Source organism: Caballeronia sp. NK8, assembly GCF_018408855.1.
Taxonomy (GTDB): Bacteria; Pseudomonadota; Gammaproteobacteria; order Burkholderiales; family Burkholderiaceae; genus Caballeronia.
Genome location: NZ_AP024326.1, coordinates 102,218 through 123,362 on the forward strand (window position 1 = coordinate 102,218; position 21,145 = coordinate 123,362).

The 21,145-nt window shown below is 62.8% G+C and carries 16 protein-coding genes; 4 read left to right on the forward strand and 12 right to left on the reverse strand.

What is annotated here, in order from left to right; translation table 11 throughout:
- The first annotated feature begins 118 nt into the window (after nt 1-118).
- Nucleotides 119-1,069, forward strand: coding sequence for a LysR family transcriptional regulator (locus NK8_RS33285; RefSeq protein ID WP_213233716.1), 951 nt, complete (start codon nt 119-121; stop codon nt 1,067-1,069).
- 568 nt (nt 1,070-1,637) lie between these two features.
- Here the strand turns inward: NK8_RS33285 and NK8_RS33290 are convergent.
- The 3 genes from NK8_RS33290 to NK8_RS33300 form a co-directional block, all read right to left on the reverse strand.
- On the reverse strand, nt 1,638-5,288 hold the full coding sequence (locus NK8_RS33290) for a hydantoinase B/oxoprolinase family protein (protein WP_213233717.1): 3,651 nt from the start codon (nt 5,286-5,288) through the stop codon (nt 1,638-1,640).
- 50 nt (nt 5,289-5,338) lie between these two features.
- Entirely contained in the window at nt 5,339-6,646 is a 1,308-nt protein-coding gene (locus NK8_RS33295; protein ID WP_213233718.1) for an MFS transporter, read from the reverse strand.
- Between the two features lie 153 nt (nt 6,647-6,799).
- Entirely contained in the window at nt 6,800-7,573 is a 774-nt protein-coding gene (locus NK8_RS33300) for a putative hydro-lyase (protein WP_213233719.1), read from the reverse strand.
- A 216-nt stretch (nt 7,574-7,789) separates the two neighbouring features.
- On the opposite strand from NK8_RS33300, the gene NK8_RS33305 reads away from it, so the two are divergent.
- Nucleotides 7,790-8,722, forward strand: coding sequence for a LysR family transcriptional regulator (locus NK8_RS33305; protein ID WP_213233720.1), 933 nt, complete (start codon nt 7,790-7,792; stop codon nt 8,720-8,722).
- Nucleotides 8,723-8,852: 130 nt separating this feature from the next.
- On the opposite strand, the gene NK8_RS33310 is transcribed toward NK8_RS33305, so the two are convergent.
- The 6 genes from NK8_RS33310 to NK8_RS33330 all read right to left on the reverse strand — a co-directional run bounded on the left by NK8_RS33310 (nt 8,853) and on the right by NK8_RS33330 (nt 15,544).
- Nucleotides 8,853-9,341 carry an Hcp family type VI secretion system effector gene (locus tag NK8_RS33310; protein WP_213233993.1) on the reverse strand — a complete coding sequence of 163 codons (489 nt, stop codon included), beginning with the start codon at nt 9,339-9,341 and terminating at the stop codon, nt 8,853-8,855.
- Nucleotides 9,342-9,505: 164 nt separating this feature from the next.
- Nucleotides 9,506-9,628 carry a hypothetical protein gene (locus tag NK8_RS43480; protein ID WP_273655003.1) on the reverse strand — a complete coding sequence of 41 codons (123 nt, stop codon included), beginning with the start codon at nt 9,626-9,628 and terminating at the stop codon, nt 9,506-9,508.
- A 650-nt stretch (nt 9,629-10,278) separates the two neighbouring features.
- Nucleotides 10,279-11,883, reverse strand: a complete 1,605-nt coding sequence (locus NK8_RS33315) for a gamma-glutamyltransferase family protein (RefSeq protein ID WP_213233721.1) — start codon at nt 11,881-11,883, stop codon at nt 10,279-10,281.
- A gap of 20 nt (nt 11,884-11,903) precedes the next feature.
- Nucleotides 11,904-12,812: a LysR family transcriptional regulator gene (locus NK8_RS33320; RefSeq protein ID WP_213233722.1), complete on the reverse strand. Its 909-nt coding sequence runs from the start codon at nt 12,810-12,812 to the stop codon at nt 11,904-11,906.
- Nucleotides 12,813-12,882: 70 nt separating this feature from the next.
- On the reverse strand, nt 12,883-14,193 hold the full coding sequence (locus NK8_RS33325; protein ID WP_213233723.1) for an MFS transporter: 1,311 nt from the start codon (nt 14,191-14,193) through the stop codon (nt 12,883-12,885).
- A 70-nt stretch (nt 14,194-14,263) separates the two neighbouring features.
- Nucleotides 14,264-15,544, reverse strand: coding sequence for a M20/M25/M40 family metallo-hydrolase (locus tag NK8_RS33330; protein ID WP_213233724.1), 1,281 nt, complete (start codon nt 15,542-15,544; stop codon nt 14,264-14,266).
- A 542-nt stretch (nt 15,545-16,086) separates the two neighbouring features.
- Between NK8_RS33330 and NK8_RS33335 the strand changes: the two genes are divergently transcribed.
- Entirely contained in the window at nt 16,087-16,443 is a 357-nt protein-coding gene (locus NK8_RS33335; protein WP_213233725.1) for an HAD family hydrolase, read from the forward strand.
- 78 nt (nt 16,444-16,521) lie between these two features.
- On the opposite strand, the gene NK8_RS43825 is transcribed toward NK8_RS33335, so the two are convergent.
- The 3 genes from NK8_RS43825 to NK8_RS33345 form a co-directional block, all read right to left on the reverse strand.
- Nucleotides 16,522-16,968: an HAD hydrolase-like protein gene (locus NK8_RS43825; RefSeq protein ID WP_367657832.1), complete on the reverse strand. Its 447-nt coding sequence runs from the start codon at nt 16,966-16,968 to the stop codon at nt 16,522-16,524.
- A gap of 17 nt (nt 16,969-16,985) precedes the next feature.
- Complete coding sequence (locus tag NK8_RS33340; RefSeq protein ID WP_213233726.1) at nt 16,986-17,774, reverse strand: glycosyltransferase family 2 protein; 789 nt, start codon at nt 17,772-17,774, stop codon at nt 16,986-16,988.
- Between the two features lie 93 nt (nt 17,775-17,867).
- Entirely contained in the window at nt 17,868-18,737 is an 870-nt protein-coding gene (locus NK8_RS33345; protein WP_213233727.1) for a manganese catalase family protein, read from the reverse strand.
- 1,105 nt (nt 18,738-19,842) lie between these two features.
- Here NK8_RS33345 and NK8_RS33350 point away from each other — a divergent pair.
- A complete protein-coding gene (locus NK8_RS33350; protein ID WP_213233728.1) occupies nt 19,843-21,141 on the forward strand; it encodes an ATP-grasp domain-containing protein in 1,299 nt (432 codons plus the stop codon).
- The last annotated feature ends 4 nt before the right edge of the window (nt 21,142-21,145 follow it).

Here is a 21,145-nt window from a genome sequence, read left to right on the forward strand (position 1 = left end):
GAAATCCGTCGTGAAATAGTCCAAATTTCGTGCCCCATAGACGGCATGCATGGATCGTTCGGCTACACTGCCGTTGACGCCATTTCAAGCGATTTGCACCGTTTCCGCGAGCCACGCCATGAACTACGACGAGGAGGTCCCTCAAGCGCGCGCCATGAGCCTGCGTCAGATCGAAGTGTTTCGCGCGATCATGATGACGGGCTCCATCAGCGAGGCGGCGCGCTCGCTCTATGTGGCGCAGCCCTCCGTGAGCCGCGTGCTGCAGGTGACGGAAAGCCGGCTGGGTTTTTTGCTGTTCGAGCGCACGCGCGGACGGCTGTATCCGACGCCGGAAGCGAAGCGTATTTTCGAGGAAGTCGTACGCGCGTACGAAGGCATCGAACGCGTGGAAACGCTGGTGCGTTCGCTCGCGGACGGTTCCAGCGGCAAGCTCAATATCGTGTGCAGTCCGAGCCTCGGCGTGCATCTCGTGCCGCTCGCCATCGCCCGTTTTCATGCGGAGTTCGAGCAGTTGCCCATCGCGTTCGAGCCACTCACGCACAATCATCTCGTGCCGCGCGTATTGTTCGGCAAGAACTATATCGGCGTGTCGATGTTCGAGGTGGAGCATCCGAATATCGTGACCGTGCCGCTGGAGAGCGGGCGCGTCTGGTGCGTGGCGAAGAGGGGCGCGCTCGCGAAACGGCGCGTGCTCGATCCGAAGCAGATCGCCTCGATGCCGTGGATCGACTATGAGCACGACACGCCGCTCGGGCGGATTGTCGGCAAGGTGTTCTCGAACACGCGAAGGCCCGACCCGGTCGTGCGGGTGCGCTCGGCGATCAGCGCATGCACGCTCGCGAAGGAAGGCGTTGGGGTGGCGATCGTCGATCCGTTCTGCATCGATGCGGATATGCGCGCGGCGCTCGATGTCGTGCCGCTGCACGCGGACGCCGATCATCGATTGACCGCGAGCCTGCTGTATTCACATGTCGAGCCTTTGTCGAGCGTGGCGCGTCGCTATGTCGAGATTCTGCATGGCGTGCTGAAGCAGCACCTCGCGACGAAACGCACGACCCGCGCGGGCTGAAGGGTCACCGTCGCGGCTCTCTCCGGAAAGCCCGGTGATCCAGGCATGGACCGCATCCACCGCCGCGGAGCGCGGGTTGCGCCGAGCGTATCGGTCAGATCGGCGCGAGCGCAAATCATGAGCGTCGCGAAGTCGTTCGGCTTCGTGCTCGTGATGTCAATCGCACCCATCGGCAGCGGCATCGGCGCGCCGACGGCGGACGCATAGCGAGGCATGCTGCCGAGCCGCGAACGCGCCGGCCACGCCGCACATCCGGGATGGCGGGAGCGGGATCGAGGATTAGAACAGTCGGGCGTACTGCGTAGACTCGTGCGCCGGTACACAGCGCGCCACGCAGCTTTGACTAACCCAGATTCTTGCGGAGCGAAGATGCACGTTGTTCGAAAACTTCTGTGTGCCACGATCGGAGGCCGGCTACCGGTTGCAGCCAGTTTCTGCCTTTCGCACCAACGGCGCGTCGGACGCTCAGACGGCTGCTTTACTCTCAAATGCGCCGTCCTCCTGTTGATCGCGTCGCTATGCCAGCGGGCAATGCCGAGCCTTGGCAGCAAGCCCCGCTGCGAGGGAATCAGCTTTTCCCAAAACCTCCGCCCCCCGGCGTTTCCACGACGAACACATCTCCTGGCCCCATGTCGACACTCGCGATATGACCTAGAGTGACAATCTGACCATCGGCGCGCTCCACGCGGTTACTGCCGCGTTTTCCCGCCAGCCCGCCACGAGCGCCGAAAGGCGCATGAATGCGATTATTCGACAGAATCGACGCGGTCATCGGCGCGAGAAAGCGGATGCGCCGGATCGCGCCATTGCCGCCGCGCCAGCGGCCCGCGCCACCCGATTCCGTGTTGATCAGATGCGATTCGAGCCGCACCGGGTAGCGCCATTCGAGCACTTCAGGATCGGTGAGGCGCGAATTGGTCATGTGCGTCTGCACGGCGTCCGCGCCGCCGAAACCATCACCCGCGCCGCTGCCGCCCGCAATCGTCTCGTAGTACTGGTAGCGCGCGTCGCCGAACGTGAAGTTATTCATCGTGCCCTGGCTCGATGCCACGATGCCGAGCGCGCCATACAGCGCATTCGTGATCACGGACGACGTCTCTACGTTGCCCGACACTACCGCCGCCGGATAAACGGGGTTCAGCATTGAGCGCTCCGGCACGATCACCGAAAGCGGCTTCAGGCAGCCGGCGTTGAGCGGGATATCGTCGCCGACGAGGGTGCGGAACACATACAACACCGCCGCCATGCACACGGCCTTCGGCGCATTGAAGTTGTTCGGCAACTGTGCGGATGTGCCGGTGAAATCTACTGTGGCACTGCGCGTGGCGGCGTCGACGCGAATCGCCACGTTGATCACAGCGCCGTTATCGAGTTCGTAGCGATAGCTGCCGTCCTTCAGTGCGCCGATGACGCGGCGCACTGCTTTTTCCGCGTTGTCCTGCACGTGACGCATGAACGCAAGTACCACGTCGCGGCCGACTTGCGCGACCATGCGGCGCAACTCGTCCACGCCTTTCTGATTCGCGGCCACCTGCGCGCGCAGGTCGGCCATGTTCTGCGCGATATTTCGCGCGGGATAACGGCCCGATGCGAGCAAGGCGCGCGTTTCGGCGTCGCGCAACTCGCCCGCGGACACCAGTTGCCAGTTGTCGATCAGCACGCCTTCCTCGTCGATATGCGACGAAGAAGCCGGCATCGAACCCGGCGTAATCCCGCCGATATCCGCATGATGACCGCGCGAGCCGACGTAGAAGAGCGGCTCGGAAGAACCGTCGGCGAACACGGGCGTAATCACGGTCACGTCGGGCAAATGCGTGCCGCCGTGATACGGGTCGTTCAGCATAAACACGTCGCCGTCGCGCATCGCACCCCGGTTGCGTTCGATCACCGTCTTGATGCTTTCGCCCATCGAGCCAAGGTGCACTGGCATGTGTGGCGCATTCGCGATCAGGTTGCCCGTGTCGTCGAAGATCGCGCACGAGAAGTCGAGGCGCTCCTTGATGTTCACCGAATACGCCGTGTTTTGCAGACGCAAACCCATCTGCTCGGCAATCGACATGAACAGGTTGTTGAAGATTTCGAGGCGCACGGGGTCAGCGTCGGTGCCGATGGAGCGGCGCGTGGCGAGCGGTTGAACACGCGTCATCACCACGTTGCCCTGGGTGGTCAGCACCGCTTGCCAGCCCGGCTCCACTACGATCGTGCCGTTCTTTTCGGCGATGATCGCGGGACCGTCGAGCGTGTCGCCCGCACGCAACGTATCGCGCTGACAGAGCGAGGCGTCGTGCCATGCGCCGCCCGAATACATCCGCACGACAGTCTGCGCACCGAGTACGTCGTTTGCGTCGTTTGCAATATTCGCGTCGCGCGGCGCCAGGTCGCAGGTATCGACCGGAGCATCTGAATGACCGATCGCTTCGACGGACGCAAGCTCCGCGATGAGGGGCGTATCCGCCATCAGAAAAGCGTAGCGTTGACGATAAGCCGCTTCGAACGCGGCGCGCATTTCGTCGACACTGCCTGCCGGCACGGAGAGCGACGAATCTGTTCCCTGATAGCGCAGATGCACGCGCCGCTCGGTCGTGATGAGCGCGGCATCCACGTTCTGTTCGAGCAGGGCACGCGTGGCGTCGTCGGCGAGCGCATCGAGTGCGGCTTCAATCGTGGACAACGAAGTTTCGTCAAGCTTGACTTCGAGAGCGCGTTCGCGCATGGCCGTCTGGTCCGCGAGACCCATGCCGTAGGCGGAGAGCACGCCCGCAAGCGGATGCGCGAACACGCTCGTCATGCCGAGCGCGTCGGCCACGCCGCATGCGTGCTGACCGCCGGCGCCGCCGAACGTCGTCAGCACGTATTGCGACACGTCGTGGCCGCGCTGCACGGAGATTTTCTTGATCGCGTTCGCCATGCTGCCGATCGCGATCTCCAGATATCCTTCCGCGAGTGCTTCGGGCGTGCGACGCTGGCCTGTCGCCGCGAAGATTTCATCGGCGAGTGCCTGGAAGTGTTTTACGACCACGTCGTGATCGAGCGGCTCGTTCGCATGCGGACCGAACACGCGCGGAAAATAGTCGGGCTGGATCTTGCCGAGCATCACGTTGCAGTCCGTGACGGCGAGCGGACCGCCCCGTCGGTACGCCGCCGGGCCGGGATTTGCGCCGGCCGAGTCGGGGCCGACACGCAGACGCGCGCCGTCGAAGCCGAGCACGGAACCGCCGCCGGCCGCCACCGTGTGAATGCTCATCATCGGCGCACGCATGCGCACACCGGCTACCTGCGTTTCGAACACGCGCTCGAACTCGCCGTTGAAGTGCGAGACGTCCGTCGACGTGCCGCCCATGTCGAAGCCGATCAAACGCTCGAAGCCCGCCGCCTGTGCCGCGCGGACCATGCCGACGATACCGCCCGCCGGTCCCGAGAGAATCGCGTCCTTGCCCTGGAACACGTCTGCGCGCGTCAGTCCGCCGCTGCTCTGCATGAATTGCAGATTCACGCCTGGCATTTCGTGCGCGACCTGATCGACGTAACGGCGCAGGATCGGCGACAGATACGCGTCGACCACCGTCGTATCGCCGCGCGAAACCATTTTCATCAGCGGCGACACTTCGTGCGAGACGGAGATTTGCGTGAAGCCGATACGACGTGCCAACGCCGCCAGTTCCCGTTCATGCGACGTATGGCGATATCCGTGAATCAGCACGATGGCGAGCGCGCGGATGCCGCTGCCATAGACCTCGCGGAGCTCGCGTTCGGCCGCGACGTGATCGAGTGGCGCGACGATGTCGCCTTGCGCACTCATACGTTCGTCAATTTCCACCACGCGCTCGTAGAGCGCCTCGGGCAGCGCGATGTCGAGATCGAAAAGACGAGGACGGTTTTGATACGCGATCCGTAGCACGTCGCGAAAGCCGCGCGTCGTGACGAGCGCAACCGGTTCGCCTTTGCGTTCGAGCAGCGCGTTCGTCGCGACTGTCGTGCCCATTTTCACCATCTCGACGTCGTGCGGCGTGATGGCTTCTCCGTCGCGCAGTCCGAGCAGATGACGAATCCCGGCGACCGCCGCATCGCGATACTGCTCGGGGTTCTCGGAGAGCAGCTTGTGCGTGATGAGCGTGCCGTCCGGGCGGCACGCGACGATGTCAGTAAAGGTGCCTCCGCGGTCAATCCAGAATTGCCAGCGGGACGGCGTGCAAACATCGAAGTTGTGATCTTGCTTCATGGTGTCGAGAGGTGCGATGCGAAAGAGGTAACGGAGTAAGAGCGCGTTGTTCAGGCCGATTCGAGTTCGCGGCCACGCGTTTCCGGCAGCGTGAGCGCGGCGAGGATCAGCACGCCATACGCCGCCACCGCGAACATCCCGATGCTCGTGCCGAGCCCGTAGCGGCTCGACAGCGTGCCGATCAGCACGGGAAAGAGCGCGCCGATCGCGCGGCCGGCGTTGTAGCAGAAGCCCTGGCCGGAGCCGCGTACGCGGGTCGGAAAGAGTTCCGTGAGAAACGCGCCCATACCGGAGAAGATGCCCGACGCGAAGAAGCCGAGCGGAAAACCGAGCCACAGCATCGACGCATTCGTGAGCGGCAACGACGTGTACGCGAAGGCAATCGCCATCGAACCGAGCGCGAACAGAATGAAGTTCGGTTTGCGGCCGATGCGGTCAGTGAGCCAAGCGCTGCACAGATAGCCGACGTACGAGCCCGCGATGATCATCGCCAGATAAGCGCCCGTACCCATCACAGTGAGATGACGCTCGGTCTTAAGGAAGGTCGGCAGCCACGTCGTGATCGCGTAGTAGCCGCCTTGTGCGCCGGTGGTGAGAAGCGCGGCGCGCAGCGTAGTCGAAAGCAGGCGGGGCTCGAAGATTTCGGTGAAGCGCGGTTTGTCTTGTGCCTCCTGCTGCGCGACCTTCGCCTGTTCGAACACTTCAGGCTCTTTCACGTAGCGGCGGATGAAGACCACGAGCAGCGCCGGCACGAGACCGATCAGGAACAGCGCGCGCCATGCAAGCTCAGGCGCCATCAGGGAGAACAGCACGGCGTAGAGCAGGGCGGCCATGCCCCAGCCGAGCGCCCAGCCGGATTGCACGAGGCCGACCGCCTTGCCGCGATCGCGTGCGCGGATCACCTCGCCGATCAGCACGGCGCCCGCCGTCCATTCGCCGCCGAAGCCGAAGCCCATCAGCGTGCGCGCGGCGAGCAACTGGCCGTAGTTTTGAGCGAGTCCGCACAACGCGGTGAACACCGCGAACCACAGCACGGTGAGCTGCAACGTGCGCACGCGGCCGATGCGGTCGGACAGAATCCCCGCGATCCAGCCTCCAAGCGCGGACGAGAGCAGCGTCATAGTGCCGATCAAACCGGCGTCCGCGAGCGAAAGGCCCCACGTGGCGACGAGCGTCGGAATGACGAAGGACAGCATCTGCGTGTCCATGCCGTCGAGCATGTAGCCGACCTTGCAGCTCCAGAACGCGCGGCGTGCGCGCGGTCCCGCTTCGGCGTACCAGGAAAGCTGCGCGCCGTCTGCTGTCGCCTTCGGATCGGCGGCATCGTCGACGTTTGTCGTGAATGTCTTGCTGTCCATCTGCTGCTCCTGTGGATAGACGCATGAGTAACAAGCGAAGCCGCTTCAAAGCGTGGGGATGCGTCATTCCCTCCGGACTGCGTGGCCGGATGGCTTCGAATTGCTGTGAATGGAGCGCGGCGCCGTGTTATGCCGCGCGTGCTGCGCAGACGCTCAAAAGACGGCCAGCGATGCGTTGGTGATGTCGGTCATCAGCATGTGGCCCGGCGCGTGTGCGATGGCGATGGGCAGCTTCGCGCCCATGAGCGCGGTTTGCGGTGTCACGCCGCACGCCCAGTAGACCGGCAGTTCGCCCGGATGGATCGTCACCGCGTCGCCGAACTCAGGGCGCGCGAGATCGGCGATGCCGAGCTCTGCCGGATCGCCAATATGCACGGGCGCGCCATGCACGCCCGGAAAACGGCTTGTGATCTGCACGGCGCGGATCGCGTCTGCGCCGCGCAGCGGACGCATCGACACGACGAGTTCGCCACCGAACACGCCCGCGCGTTGGTTCGGAATATCGGTGCGATACATCGGCACGTTGCGGCCTTCTTCGACGTGGCGCAGCCCGATGCCTTCCTTCGCGAGCATGTGCTCGAACGAGAACGAGCAGCCGATGGCGAACACGACAAAATCGTCTTGCCAGAGCGCTTCGATCGACTCGACGCGCTCGCTCAGTTCGCCATGACGATAGACGTTATAGGCGGGCACGTCGGTGCGGATATCCACGTCGCGCCCAAGCACAGGCACGCGAAAATCGCCGGGCTCGCCCACGCCGAGCAGTGGACACGGCTTCGGATTCGCATGACAAAAGCGCAGGAAATCGTGCGCGTGAGTGGCGGACAGAATCGCAAGATTGGCTTGCGCGTAGTCGCCACAATGCCCGGCTGTCGGGCCGCGGAAGTCGCCGTGGCGGACAGCTTTGCGGAATTCAGATGGAGTCATGGTATTAGCGTGCGGTGTGTATGAATTGCAGCGTTAGACGAAGCATAGAAAAGAAGAAAATATGACGCCAACTAGTTTTATTTGTGCAGAGTGAATAGAATTTCTTAACAGAATCGCGGGTTTTCCCCGAATCACGTTGAGGTTTTTGTAGCATTCCCCTTCGTTGTTTTTGCCTCGTTTTTGCGTCGCTTTTGTTTGACCTGGCGCCTCCAGCCTATGAACACTCGCTTTCTCGAGACCTTCGTCACGCTCGCCAAGCTGCGCAGCTTCCGCACCACGGCAACTGCGCTGCACGCCACGCCCGCTGCGATCTCGCAGCGTCTGAAGGCGCTCGAAGACGAATTGCAGACCACGCTCGTCGATCGCGAGAGCCGCGATTTCCGACTCACGCCTAACGGCGAATATCTGCTTGGCTACGCGAAGGCCGTCGTGGAAGCGACGCGCCAGTTGCAGGCAGCGGCGTCGCACGAAGGCGCGATGCGCGGCAAGCTGCGGCTCGGCGTGATCGAAACAGTTGTGCATAGCTGGCTCGCCGATTACATGCGACGCCTTTCGTCCGACCTTCCGCAACTCGAAGTGGAGCTTGCAGTGGACGTGAGCGTGGTATTGCAGCGTCGCCTGATGGCCGGCGAGCTGGATCTGATCATTCGAGTGGAAGGCAGCGACGAGGAAACCGTGGTGTGCGATGCGCTCGCGAACTATCCGGTGCACTGGGTCGCGCGCGCGGGATTGCTTCCGCTTTCGCGCAGTGGGCTCGCCAAGCGCGTGCTGCGCCATCCGATCCTCACCTTCGGGCGCGGCACAGCACCGCATCGCGCGCTGGAGGACATCGTCGGCAAGCTTGCGCTCGCGAACGGCGTGCCGCTCGCGGATACGCGCATTACCGGATCGCCGTCGATCTCAGTGATTGTGCAATTGGTGCGCGACGGCTTCGGTGTGGCAGCGATCCCTCGTCTGTTCGTCGCAGATCTCATCGCGCGCGGAGAAGTGGTGGAGTTGCCGTTGCAGCCTTCGCCGCCGTCGATCGTGGTGTCGATGTCGCGCCGCGCGGATGCGCCGCTATTCGTGCACGGCGCGGCAAACGCGGCGCGCGCGGCATGTCATGGGTATTGTGAGTTGGGGGATCGGCGCTTGATTGAACGCTTGTAGAACCGGAGCCTCGCTCACGCTCGCTGAGACGACGAGATGGGATGAGCCCCGCGGGTCTGCGCCTCGCCGCAGAATACATAAGAGCCGCTCTCCAGGAGAAGCGGCTCTTTCATCCAGCCAAACCCAATAATCAAGACTTCGGCGCCAACCAGGAATCTTCCGCTTCGATGCCGTCCGGGTCGAAAGTCCATGTGATCTTCTCGTACGTGAACGACACATCTTCCATATGCCCCATCTGGCGGTTCTCCGGATCGAGAGCATTGGGCGTCCACGATTTCATGTTCGTCAGAATCGCATTCGACAGTTTGACGGTGTAGTACTTCTCCTCCGTGCCTTTCGGCGAGATGCGATAAAACTCCAGCGTCACAACCTTCATTTGCTCGCCCGACGTCAATGCCTGATAAAGCTTCGGCGACGACTTGTCGATTTCCTTGGTCAGCGTCATCGGCAAATGCACACGCTTGCCGGTGGGCAGCCCCGTTTGCGGGCTCTTCGGAATCTCGATGGTGTGGTCCACAGCTTGCACGAGAATCTTTCCTTCGTGGCCGGTCACCTTGATAGAGCCTTCAATTTTCCCTTGGTTCTGTCCTTCGAGCGTGAGGTAGCACGGCATCGGCATGATCTTGTTCTCCGGTTGTTTGGCGCCGTTCGTTCTGCGCATGGGATGAATTCTCGGCGCGCGTCGTTACGGCCGCGTTTCAGAAAATCGAGCCCAAGTTACGGATGAAACCTAGCTCTACCCCACATTGCGCGCATGCAACGCCGCGCTGAATCGCGGCATGGTCACTCGTCCGATCCAAGCCGCCGTTCCAGCATGTCGATGTCGTCGCGCAGCAACTGGATCACCGCGCCGATGCTCGGCTTGCGCAGCTGCCGTCCGTTTGCGTAACAGCACGCCTGCATCATTGTCAGCGAGCTGTGACGACACTGCAATCAGCGTCAAAGGAAGGTGTCGAAGGGCGGTTCATTTATCTGGCTCTCTGGACAAGCATGTCCGGCTGCAAAAAGTTCTGGGTTCGGCCATTCCCGGCCGTTCGCCTGAACGTTCGCGCATTGTCACCCGAACGGCCGTTCCATATCCTTTAGCAGACATTTCTTGTCGTCGCGCCCTTCGGCTGACCCTGCCGGCCATCTTCCCCGAGACGCTTGAGCAGCGGTCAGCGCCCGTTGCGCTCCCACAGCTACAGCTTAAGGTAGCTACGCCGATTGTGATGAAGCCGTAGTCCGCGCGGACAAACAGCTCAAGCTGCATCGATCGCTTCGGCCGACCCATTGACCCTAGGCGGAAATCCACTGGCGGTACACGTAGACGTGCAGGTCAGTATCGAGCCAGTACATCAACGCGCTTCCAATGCTTCGATCATCGTCTTTACCAGCGCAACGCGCCTGGATTAGCGGGAGCGCCCCGTGGCGGAAGGTTACCTTTCCCGTACATTACAACAGGCAATTTCAACGTGTGTAGGTGCGCCGCTGCGCCGTCGGCAAGCATGGCGCGTAGCGAAGCGCTGCTCTCAGCGCCGCGTTCCCCGCATGAAGCATCATGCGGGGAACATACGTCACCAGCCAATCGACGCGCCGTCGCTGCGCGGATCGTGTCCGCCTTCGAAACATCCGTTCGGATAACGGATGATCGCGCCCGCGTGGCCCATCGTTTCGTCGTAAGGCAGCAACACATCGACTTCGTGGCCCAGGCTTCGGAGCGCCGCAACGGTCTCTTCGCCGAAGCGCGCTTCGAGCTTGAGCGAATCGCTCGCCTGTCCCCACGTGCGGCCGAGCAGCCAGCGTGGTGCATCGATGGCCGTCTGCGGATTCCATCCGTAACGCGCGATGCGCGTGAACACCGCGCTCTGCGATTGCGGCTGGCCGTCGCCGCCCATGTTGCCGTAGACTATCACGCGCCCGTCGGCGAGACGCGCCAGCGCGGGATTCAGCGTGTGGAACGGCCGCCGTCCCGGCATCAGCGGATTGCGCGAGGCTGCGTCGAGCGAAAAGCCGCAGCCGCGGTTCTGCCAGTTCACGCCCGACGAAGGCAGCACGATCCCGCAGCCGAACTCGTGATAGATGCTCTGGATGAAGCTCACGGCAACGCCATTGCCGTCGATGACGCCGAGCCATACCGTGTCGGCGGGGCCGAGGCCGTTGCCCCACGGCGCGGCGCGATCCATCGAGATTTGTGCGGCGAGCTCGTCGAGACGTTCGGGCGCGAGCAGCGCCTGCGGATCGACGTCCATGTGATCGGGATCGGTGACGTGCGCATCGCGGATCGCGAACGCGAGCTTCGTCGCCTCGACGCACGCGTGAACATACTCCGGGCCGAGCGGATCCATGTCGTCGCGTAGAACACGGTCCAGCAATCCGACGATGATGAGCGAAACGACGCCCTGCGTCGGCGGCGGCATGTTGTACACCGTGCCGAGCGAATGCGCGAGGGCGAGCGGCGTCACGATCCGCGCCCGGTGGCGTTCCAGATCGCCGGCGGCGAGCGGGCTTCCCAGCGCGCTCAGTTCCGCCGCCATGGTGCGCGCGAGATCGCCGTGATAGAAATCGTCGAGTCCGTTGCGCACGAGTTGCGCGAGCGTCGCGGCCATGCGCGGCTGCGTGAAGCGATCGCCGGCCTGCAAGGGCGAGGGCATGAAGGTGTCCGCGAAACCGGGCACGCTTTCGAGTTCGACACGCTTGGCGGCGATGCAGCGCGCCTGACTGTCCGTGACGGGCACGCCGTGCGTCGCATAGTCGATCGCATCGTCGAGCAGGCGCGACAGCGGCAGGCGTCCGCCGAGCGTCGTGCGCGACCACTCGAACGCCGCATGCCAGCCCGATACCGTGCCCGCGACCGTATTCGCGGCAAGCGGCCCGCGATGCGGAATGCGATCGAGCCCGAGCGCGCGATACCGCTCGATCGTCGCGGCCGACGCAGCCGCGCCGCACGCCTCGATGCCGACGGGTTCGGCGCCCGGCCGCGAGATCAGCCAGAAGCCGTCGCCGCCGATGCCGTTCATGTGCGGATAGACGACCGCGATGGTCGCGGCGGCGGCGATCATCGCTTCGACGGCGTTGCCGCCCTCGCGCAGCACGGCGAGCGCGCTCTGCGACGCAAGCGAGTGCGGCGCGACCGCCATGCCGCGCGTGCCGCGCGACGGGTTGAAGGTCTCGATGGTCATGGCTCGGGTGTCGGGAAAGTTCAGGGTTGAACGGCGCGCGGCTTCATCTGCGCGCGCATGATTTTCTTGCACATCTGCACGAACTGATCGACGAGCGCGGAACGCTCGCCGCTGATCGCGAGACTCGCGACGACCGGAATCGCGATCTCCGGCGCGAGCGGCGCGACGTTCAGGCCGAAGGCGCGCGCGGAAAGCGCCGAGAATTCATCGACGATCGTGACGAGCCGCGAGCGCGCGGCAAGCGCGATGAGCGAGTGATACGACTGCGCCGTGACGGTCGTGCGCACGTCGAGCGCGTGCTCCTCGAAGCGCTTGTTGAGCAGGCGGCCGACCGGATCGTCGGGGTCGGGGCCGAGGATCTCGCGCCCGTCGAAGGCGGCGAGCTCGATTGGCGCGGCGTCGTCGAGCACGTCGGGATGACCCACGCACACGAGCCGGCTCGAAGCCAGCTCGATCTCGCGGATCGCCGGATGCGCGACGCTGTGATAAAGCACGCCGACATCGGCGTCCATCAGCGCGATGTTCGCGACAGCGGTCGCCGAGTAGTCCGAGCGCACGGAGAGCTTCACGTTCGGATGCATCGCGGCGAACGCGAGCGCCGCATCGGCGACGACGGTCTGTGCAAGCGCCGGTGCGGCCAGCACGCGGATCGACGATTCGTCGGTGCCGCCGCGCAAGTTGTCGGCGAGCCGCTGCACCGCGTGCAACTGCTCGTCGAGCTTCATGATCTCGGGAAAGAGGCGCTGCGCCTCGCGCGTCGGAACCAGCTTGCCGCGCGTGCGCTCGAACAGCGGATAGCCGAGCTGGCGCTCCGCGCTCTGCAGGATCTGCGTGACCGCCGGCTGCGTGAGCGACAGCAGCGTGGCGGCGGCCTTCAGGGTGCCCGTGACGCGGATCGCGTTGACTACCTCTATGTGCCTCAGTCTCATCGAATGTTGTTTCCGGTCGGGGTCGGCCAGGCCGGGCGAGCGGGCCCGCGCGGCAAGACCGGCGCGATGCTCACGCGTTGTTCAGCGCGCTCTCCTCGATGCGCGCGGGCTGATAGCGCAACCTGAACCAGAGGATACAGGTAAGCGCGACCACGGCGGTGACCATCACGTACCACGCGGGCACGAACTTGCTGCCGGTCTCGTTGGCGATCCATGTGCAGATCATCAGCGAGAGGCCGCCGAAGACCGCGAAGGTCAGGTTATGTACGATCGCGATGCAGGTCGTGCGCGTGCCGTGCGGAAACAGCTCCGCGACGAACGCGGGCATCGCGCCCTGGAACACCATCACGCAGGCGGTGAGGCCGGTGATGCAGAGCACGTACACGCCGACCGTGGGCTGCGCGACCATCAGGTGGAACGCCGGCATCGTGAGCGCGACCGTCAGCAACGTGCCCGCCGTGATGAGCGCGAGCCGTCCCACGCGGTCCGACAGCGCGCCGAACACGGGCGGCAGGAAGATCTGCGCGACGGAGTAGCCGATCGCGCCGAGCATCGAATCGGCAGGGGAGAGGCCGAGCACCTTCTGCGCATAGAGCGGAATGAAGACGCCCAGCAGATAGTTCGTCGACGCGGCGAGCGAGTAGAGGCCGATCGCCGCCGCGATACGCGCTTTGGCGGTCGCGAGCGTCTCGCGCAGCGGACTGTGTTCGTGCCGGCTCGCCTCGAACTCCGGCGTTTCGTCGACGCCGCGGCGAATCCAGTAGCCGAACGGCACGATCGCGAGGCCGATGATGAACGGCACGCGCCATCCCCACGAGAGCAGCGTTTCGGGCGTCATCAGGCGCGTCGTGCCGAGGCCGACGATGCTCGCGAGGCCCGTCGCGAGCCCGATGCCGACCACCTGATAGCTCGCGAAATAGCCCTTCATGCCGCGCGGCGCATGCTCGGTGACGAACGAGACCGTCGAGCCGAACTCGCCGCCCGCCGAGAAGCCTTGCATGATCTTGCCGAGCACGAGGATCAGCGTGCCGCCGGCGCCGAGCATCGCATAGGAAGGCGCGCAGGCGATGACGAGCGTGCCGAGCGCCATGAGCCATATGGTCAGCATCATCGCGGACTTGCGGCCGTGCCGGTCGGCGTATCCGCCGATCACGACCGCGCCGAGCGGCCGGATGAAGTAGCTGATGCCGAAGGTCGCGGCGGTGGTGAGCATCGACGTGTAGGCGTCGCCCGTCGGGAAGAACGCCTTCGCGAGGATGGCGGCGAGAAAGCCGTAGATGAAGAGATCGTAGAACTCGAGCATGTTGCCGACGAGCGCGGAGGCCAGAATGCGCCGGAACTTGCCGCGCTGCTCGCGGTTGAGAGTCAGGTCGTGTGACATGGCGTTTTCCTTGGTCGATGCGACGTGTGGAAGCTGACGCGATACGCGATACGAAAGCCGGACGGGCCGGTCAGATGCCGTGCAGGTAGTCGAAGGCGGTGAGGGCGTAGATCTCGCCGAGCGCGCACAGCTCGTCTATGTGGATGTGCTCGTCGAACGAGCCCATGTTGTGCGCGGTGAGTCCGCAGACCACGGTAGGCACGCCGTGCATGCGGTAGTGCCGTGCGTCCGATGCGCCCACGCGCATATTGACGACCGGCTCGATACCGAGCCGCGCCGAGCAATTGCGGCGCACGCGCTGCACAATCTCGTGATCGGGCGAGGTCCAGTTCGGCTCGTAGCGCCGCGTGATCTCGACGCTGACGCCTTCGTGCCGCGCGACGATCGCGTTGATGCGCGCCTCGATCTGCGCGACGCTCACGCCGACCGGCAGGCGGATGTCGGCGGTGGCGCATGCTTGATCCGCGACGAGATTCGATAAGCGGCCGCCCTGAACGGTGCCGAAGGTGACCGTCACGCGCCGCAGCACGTCGCTTTCGCCGCGGCCGGACAGTTCGTCGGATACGGGGCCTGCGTTTACGATCGCGGCGAGCACGTCGGCGGGTGCATCGACGGGATGATCGCGGAGTGTCCTCAGGTCCTGGATGGCATCGAGCAGCCGCTCGATCGCGCTGATGCCGCGGTGAACGTGGGCCGCATGCGCCGACTTGCCGGACGCGTCCAGCCGCAGCCAGATCATGCCTTTCTCGCCGAAGCGCAGGACGGCGGGCGAGCCGGTGTCGGCGCTGATCATCGCGTCGCCGGAGGCTTCGGGCACGTGATTGAGCAGATAGCCCGCGCCCTCGGTGCCCATGCTTTCCTCGTCGCCGACGAAGGTCGCGACAACTTCCCCCGGCAGCGTGTCGCGCAGTGAGGCGAGGTGGCGCAGCGCGAACACGATCGCCGCGATGCCGCCTTTCATGTCGGAGACGCCCAGGCCGTAGAGCTTGCCGTCGCGGGCCTCGCCGTTCGGGTCGGCGCTCCAGCGATCCGCGTCGACGAGCGGGAAGGTGTCGAGATGGCCGTTGAAGACGAGCCGCCGTCCGGGCCGCATGCCGCGCACCCGCACGACGAGGTTCATCACGTGCGGCAGGGTGCCGTATCGCGTGATCTCGACGCCGCTGCTCGCCAGCATGGCCTCGATGCGTCGCGCGACGGCGTGCGTGTCGCCGGGCGGATACGGGCTCGGCTCCGCGACCAGCGCGCGCGCCAGATCGACGACTTCCTGATTACTCGCGGCGACGGCGCGCATAAGGGCGCGCCGCTGGTCGGATACTTCGGCGCTGTGGGCGACGAGAACGTCGGCTTGCATGGATGACCTCCGTGAATTCGCTGCGTTTCCGGCGCGCACAAGCGCGTCGGGCATGAATCCATGGTCGGTGGCCGATTTATCCGCGTCGAATCAGACAAAAAGGAGGGGGTATAAGTGAAACTTAAGTGCCGTCCGGCTTGCGTCGATGCGCAACGTGGTGGCCGGTGCGCGCCGCAAGCCGCGGTTCAGCCGGAATGGCGGTCAGGCGCCTGGCCCGGAACCATACTGCCCGGGAACATAAGCGACCATCTTCTGCACTTCTTGCTGGGCGCGACGCAAGTCATCAAGGAGTCTCGCTGTCTGCCACGATGCGCGCATTCTCCGAGACGGTGCTGGTTGAATTGAAGGATTAAAGCGGTTGTGTGATCGAGCAAGACTAGCGCTGCGCGAATGCACGGCGTTTCCAATAATCGCGAAGTCCGAAGATCATTGCAAAGCGTTGGTTGCGTTCGAGCAACTCGATTAACGGGAAAGGGTCGTCATGACTCGTTCGCCGTTGCTGCCACCGCAGGTGACCCAAAACAGACTGACCGTCACAGTCCTTGCCGAAGGATTTGAGCGAAGCGGCGGGCGAATATCTGGACATTGCAGAGGTTGCGGAACTGTTCGATGCAATCGTTTCCTCCGACGATGTCGAAACGTCGAAACCGTCGCCTGATGCTTTTGAGGTGGCGATACACAAGCTGGACGTCCCCGCTGCCGATGCGGTCGCTATCGGCGACTCGCCGTACGACGCGCAAGCTGTAACACGCGCTGGACTGCGCGCGGTGGGCTTTTTGTCCGGCGGTTTCACCGAGGAAACGCTGCGTCAAGCGAGCTGTATGGCCATTTACACCGGGCCTGGCGGTTTATCAGCGTTTCTTGATAGTTCGGTGTTTGGATCATCAGAAAATCGTTGAACACGTCGGCTTTGACAATGTCGAGTAGGAAGACATGGACATTCCAGTCACGAAACAGCCGATCCGCGGCTTCGCCTATCAGTTATACGAAGAAGCCGGTAGCCGTGTACTGTTTCCGACTTGGAGGTAAATTTCGGCTTGTTTAGATTTTTGAAGGAGCGGCGTAAAAACGCCCGCGCAAGGCGGGCGATCCGGCAGTGAACCATACCGATCATATTGGACGAGGTGCCGAACGTCGGTTAGGCTTCGCCGCATCGTCTGTGTCGAGTTCATCCTTCTTCGCGGAGGAGGCGACGGCGAGCCTGATTCCATTGGACCGCAAGCGCTGCAGCAGGGCCGGCACAGCGGAGAAGGGCGTACAAGCGAAAGGCAAGCACTGTCTCCGCCCTTACCAATTTGGCTGCGGGCTTGCTCGAAAGTGACGTCATGGCCGAATTGTGCAAACGCCTCGCGCCAAGCAAGCGAATGCAGGTCGACGGAATCGACCAAGGTGCCATCGATATCGAAGATTGCAGATTTGGACATTTCAGTCTCCCTTGCAGCTAAAAAAGCGATGTGCCGACGTCTGGTAATCCACCAAGTAGCGGCTCGTTGAGCTTTGCGTCGTTTGCCGCGTCAGCTTGTCCTGGAGGGCCGAAACCGGCGTGAGCACTTAACGGTCCTAGTGGTCGGCCTGCGAACCTACTTGATACCGCGCGCAGGGTTGCGCCAAACCCGCACGGTGCCCGAGCGCTGGTCCGTGCGCTGGTAGCGACACGCACCTTGTTGGTCCAGGCGATGGAGAAACCGCTCTTTGTGAGCGCTTCGACGAGCGCCACATCCTCGTTGAACGTAAGCGGCTGAAAACCACCAACGGACGCATATGCTGCCGCAGACAACCCGAGATTGGCACCATGTATATGGCGATGTCCCTCCACATCGCGGTACGTCCCGAGAAAGTCGGCCTTTGTTTCGACGTGATGACCCGCCCAATCGGAGACCGTAATCACGCCACATACTGCGTCCGTCGCACATTCGAGTTGCTGGACCAGCCAGTCGGCAGGCACCGTTGTATCCGCGTCGGTGAAAGCGAGCCATCGTGCTTCGTGTGCGACAATCAGGCGTGCACCAAGGTCGCGCGCACTGCCAACGTTGCGTTTAAACATGCTAAGAACGAGCGCCCCAAGCGAAACCGCGATTGCTTCGGTGGAATCGCTGCAGCTGTCGGCGACCACGACGATCAGGACACGCTCCCCGGCGAGCTGCGGGTGCGCCGCGGCGACCTGAACGGAATGCACACACGGACCAATGAGTGCCGCTTCGTTGTGTGCAGGAATGACGACGCCGATCATATTCTTCCTCTTTGTTTCTTACTGCTCGATCGGCAAGCCGGCAGAGGATGAGTCCGCTCGGCTCGCCTGCCTCATCAAATCCTCGCAAGACGCTCAGCTCGTCTGACCCGAACCGATCTCGGCGCCCGTCACGGGGTCGCTTGATGGATCGGACGCCGTCCGTGCCGCCATCGCCTTGAGCACCTCGACGTCAGCCTGATTGACGCCTACGCGCGCCGTGCCGTCTCCGCCGTCCACTGCTGGCCGGGGATCCTCGATAAACTGCCAACCGCTTCCCTCGTTCCATGGGCCACGCGTGTCCTCGCCCTTAGACAGGTTGTAGTAGACGTTCGTGTACTCGGGCACGCCCGGCAACTTGCCCTGCGGAAAGTTCGGTTGAATCGAGTGCAGCGCTTTTTCGAACGACTTCTGATGGGCAATTTCGCGGGTCATCAGGAATCCGAGCGCATCCTTGATCCCTGGGTCATCGGTCACATTGATGAGCCGCTCGTAGACGATTTTTGCGCGGGCTTCCGCGGCAATGTTCGAGCGAAGATCCGCTGTGGGCTCGCCGATTGTGTCGATGTAGGCGGATGTCCACGGGACGCCAGCGGAGTTGGTGAGGGCGGGGCCGCCACCATACAGCAACGCTGTCGTGTGCGAGCCGTTGCCGTTACCCGTCATCGAGCGATACAACTCGGCCTCCGACTCGACTGCTTCAGCGAGCTGACCCTTAGCGCCCTTGTTGAGCATCGCGACAATCGAGCCGATGATTTCGAGGTGGCTGAGTTCTTCCGTTGCGATGTCGAAGAGCAAATCCTTACGACCAGGATCGTCTTCGCTGACGGCCTGGGTGAAATATCGACACGCGGCGGCCAATTCGCCTTGCGGACCGCCGAATTGCTCGAGCAGTAGATTGGCGAGCCCCGGATTGGGTGCAGCCACGCGGACGGTGTACTGGAGACGCTTGTTATGAACGAACATAAGACCACTCCTTCTCGCAGAGACGACCTGAGGCGCTGCGCGGACGGCGAGCGGCGCAGGTCAAAGATTGACGGTTTGAAAGTGCCCTGCAACGGCAGGCCGAGGCACGCAGATGCGTTACTGGCCCACTCGTTCAAGGTCTCGGAGCGAATGCTCCGGCGTGTGCGTAGCCCGAGAACACGTTTGGCCGTTGAGTCTGGCGCAATCGTCTGGCTGCAGCAGAGAAGCGAAATTAACGAATGGTTTAGCGCTTCGTGATGGCATCGGCCGCCACAACATCGCTGAGGGGCTCTCCGCAAACACCGTACCAGAGAACGACGCAACCTCATTCGCAGCCGTGTTCACGGCAACTAGTAACACGAAGCTGTTCATCTTGCGGCGGTAGGACGCCTTCAAAGACAGCGGTGGTTTCGGCGTTCACCGGTCAAAAGGCGGTCTTGTTTGCCGCGTGACAGCCCGCGTCAACAGTCGCCGACTGCAGTCGGCTTAAATGCAGGGCAGTCCTTCAGAAAGCGGTCTGTTTCTTTGATCGCGGGTGGTAGCGTTAAACGCCTACGGCCGCGTTGTTTCATCATCTGTAAGGGCGGGATCAAGTCGCTGTCTACCGTTCATCGCAGTTCACTTCCATCCTTTCGAGGCTCGGCTAGCTAAGTGCAGCTCTTCTCGTCGGGCCACGATTTGTAAATACCGCAGCATTCTGACGGCCGTCACCACTCTCAAACGGGCTCGCCATGTGTCTTTCCACGAGGGAAGTGGTCCCAGGAAACTCCGATTCAGCACCCGCATTGATAGCGACCGCACATCAATAGTTGAAAAAATTGCACTTTTCGTTTCAGTCCTTTTGCATGAGTATCTGTACTCAAGATTTCAGCAAGAGTTGGAACGTAAGCAAAACGCATCGGAGACACGCCATGCACGTCGCGCATCAAATTCAACGCGGCTAACGATTGCCGCCCAGGGCCACCTAGCCTAGGGGCCTAGCCTCAACGCATACCAAGACATCCGAATCCGAGCGTCACTGACGCGGCGGCCGCGTCGTCATGTCTGATTCTCGTTCGATCACCCGTTTCTTATCTATTGCAATGCCTTTCAGGAGACAACCTTCATGCAAATCACCGGTATGTTGCACGGCGCGCGCCTGCTGCAATTCGTCGGATTCCCGGCGAGTGAGGTCCTCGGCCCGAGCGCCAGCGAAGAGGAGATCAAGACCTTGATCGATCGTCATCGGCAGATCTTCATCAAGCCCGTCTTCAAGGGGGGTGTCGGAAAGAAGGGCAAAGCGGGCTTGCTCGGCCGGGCAACGGATCTCAAGACCGCGTTGAGCGAAAAAGAACGGTTGTACTTCGCTGAACACACTGTCGGCCACCTGAAGGCGAAGGCGAACGGCGTGACGTTCGAAGCTGGCGTTCCGGCCGAGCATGAAGTCTATTTCTCGATCACCGATTCCACCCGCTTCCGAGCGCCGACGATGACGCTTTCGCATAAGGGCGGCATGGACATTGAAGAGGTCGACCCGAAGCATGTGGCGATGGTGCCCTTTGATGCATTGACGGGCCTCAAGGCGTTCGTCGTGGCGAATGCGCTAAGCGAGATCGGCGCGCCGAAGGAGATCATTTCACCGCTCGTTCAGCAGTTGCCGAAACTCTGGGAGCTCTTTCACGATTTTGGCATGACGACGCTGGAACTGAATCCGATCCGGATGCGCGAGGACAAGAACGGACGGCTCACGCCCGTCGCCTGCGATTTCAAGTGCGGCTTCGATCGCGACGATCCGCGCTGGACGCGCCTTGGACTGCCGCAACACTTGTTCGCGGCGGACTACTCCGACTTCGAGCAGGAGATCAATCAGTTGCGCACGCATCAGGGACAAAGCGATGTGTACGTGATCAACGAGAATGGAACAATCCTCGCGCCGACCTTCGGCGGCGGTGCCAACTCGCTCGTGACCGAAATGCTCGGCGACGCCGCGATCATTTCGTCGGATTTCGGGGGCAATCCGCCATACGCGAAGATGAAGGAAGTGGCCCGTATCTGTTTTAAACACTGGCTCAAGCAGTCGAACGTGCTTTTCATTATCGGCGGCAAGTCGAACAACACCGACATCTTCGAGACGCTGCGCGCGATGGCCGATGCCATTCGCGAACACTTCAGCGAGCATGGACCGACGCCGCTCTACGTGGTGCTGGGTCGCGGCGGGCCGAACCTCGTGCGCGGCATGGCTGCGTTGAGGGACACCTGCGACTCGCTCGGGCTGCCTTACAGACTTTTCGGATTCGACTCCGACATCAGCGAAGTCATCCAGTACGCACGCAAGGCAGACGCGTGGATGCGAGAGGGTGGCCGAGCCGAGATCGCAGCACGCATTGGCGCGACCGCGCAGAAAGCCGAAACGGCTCAGGCTTGAGGAG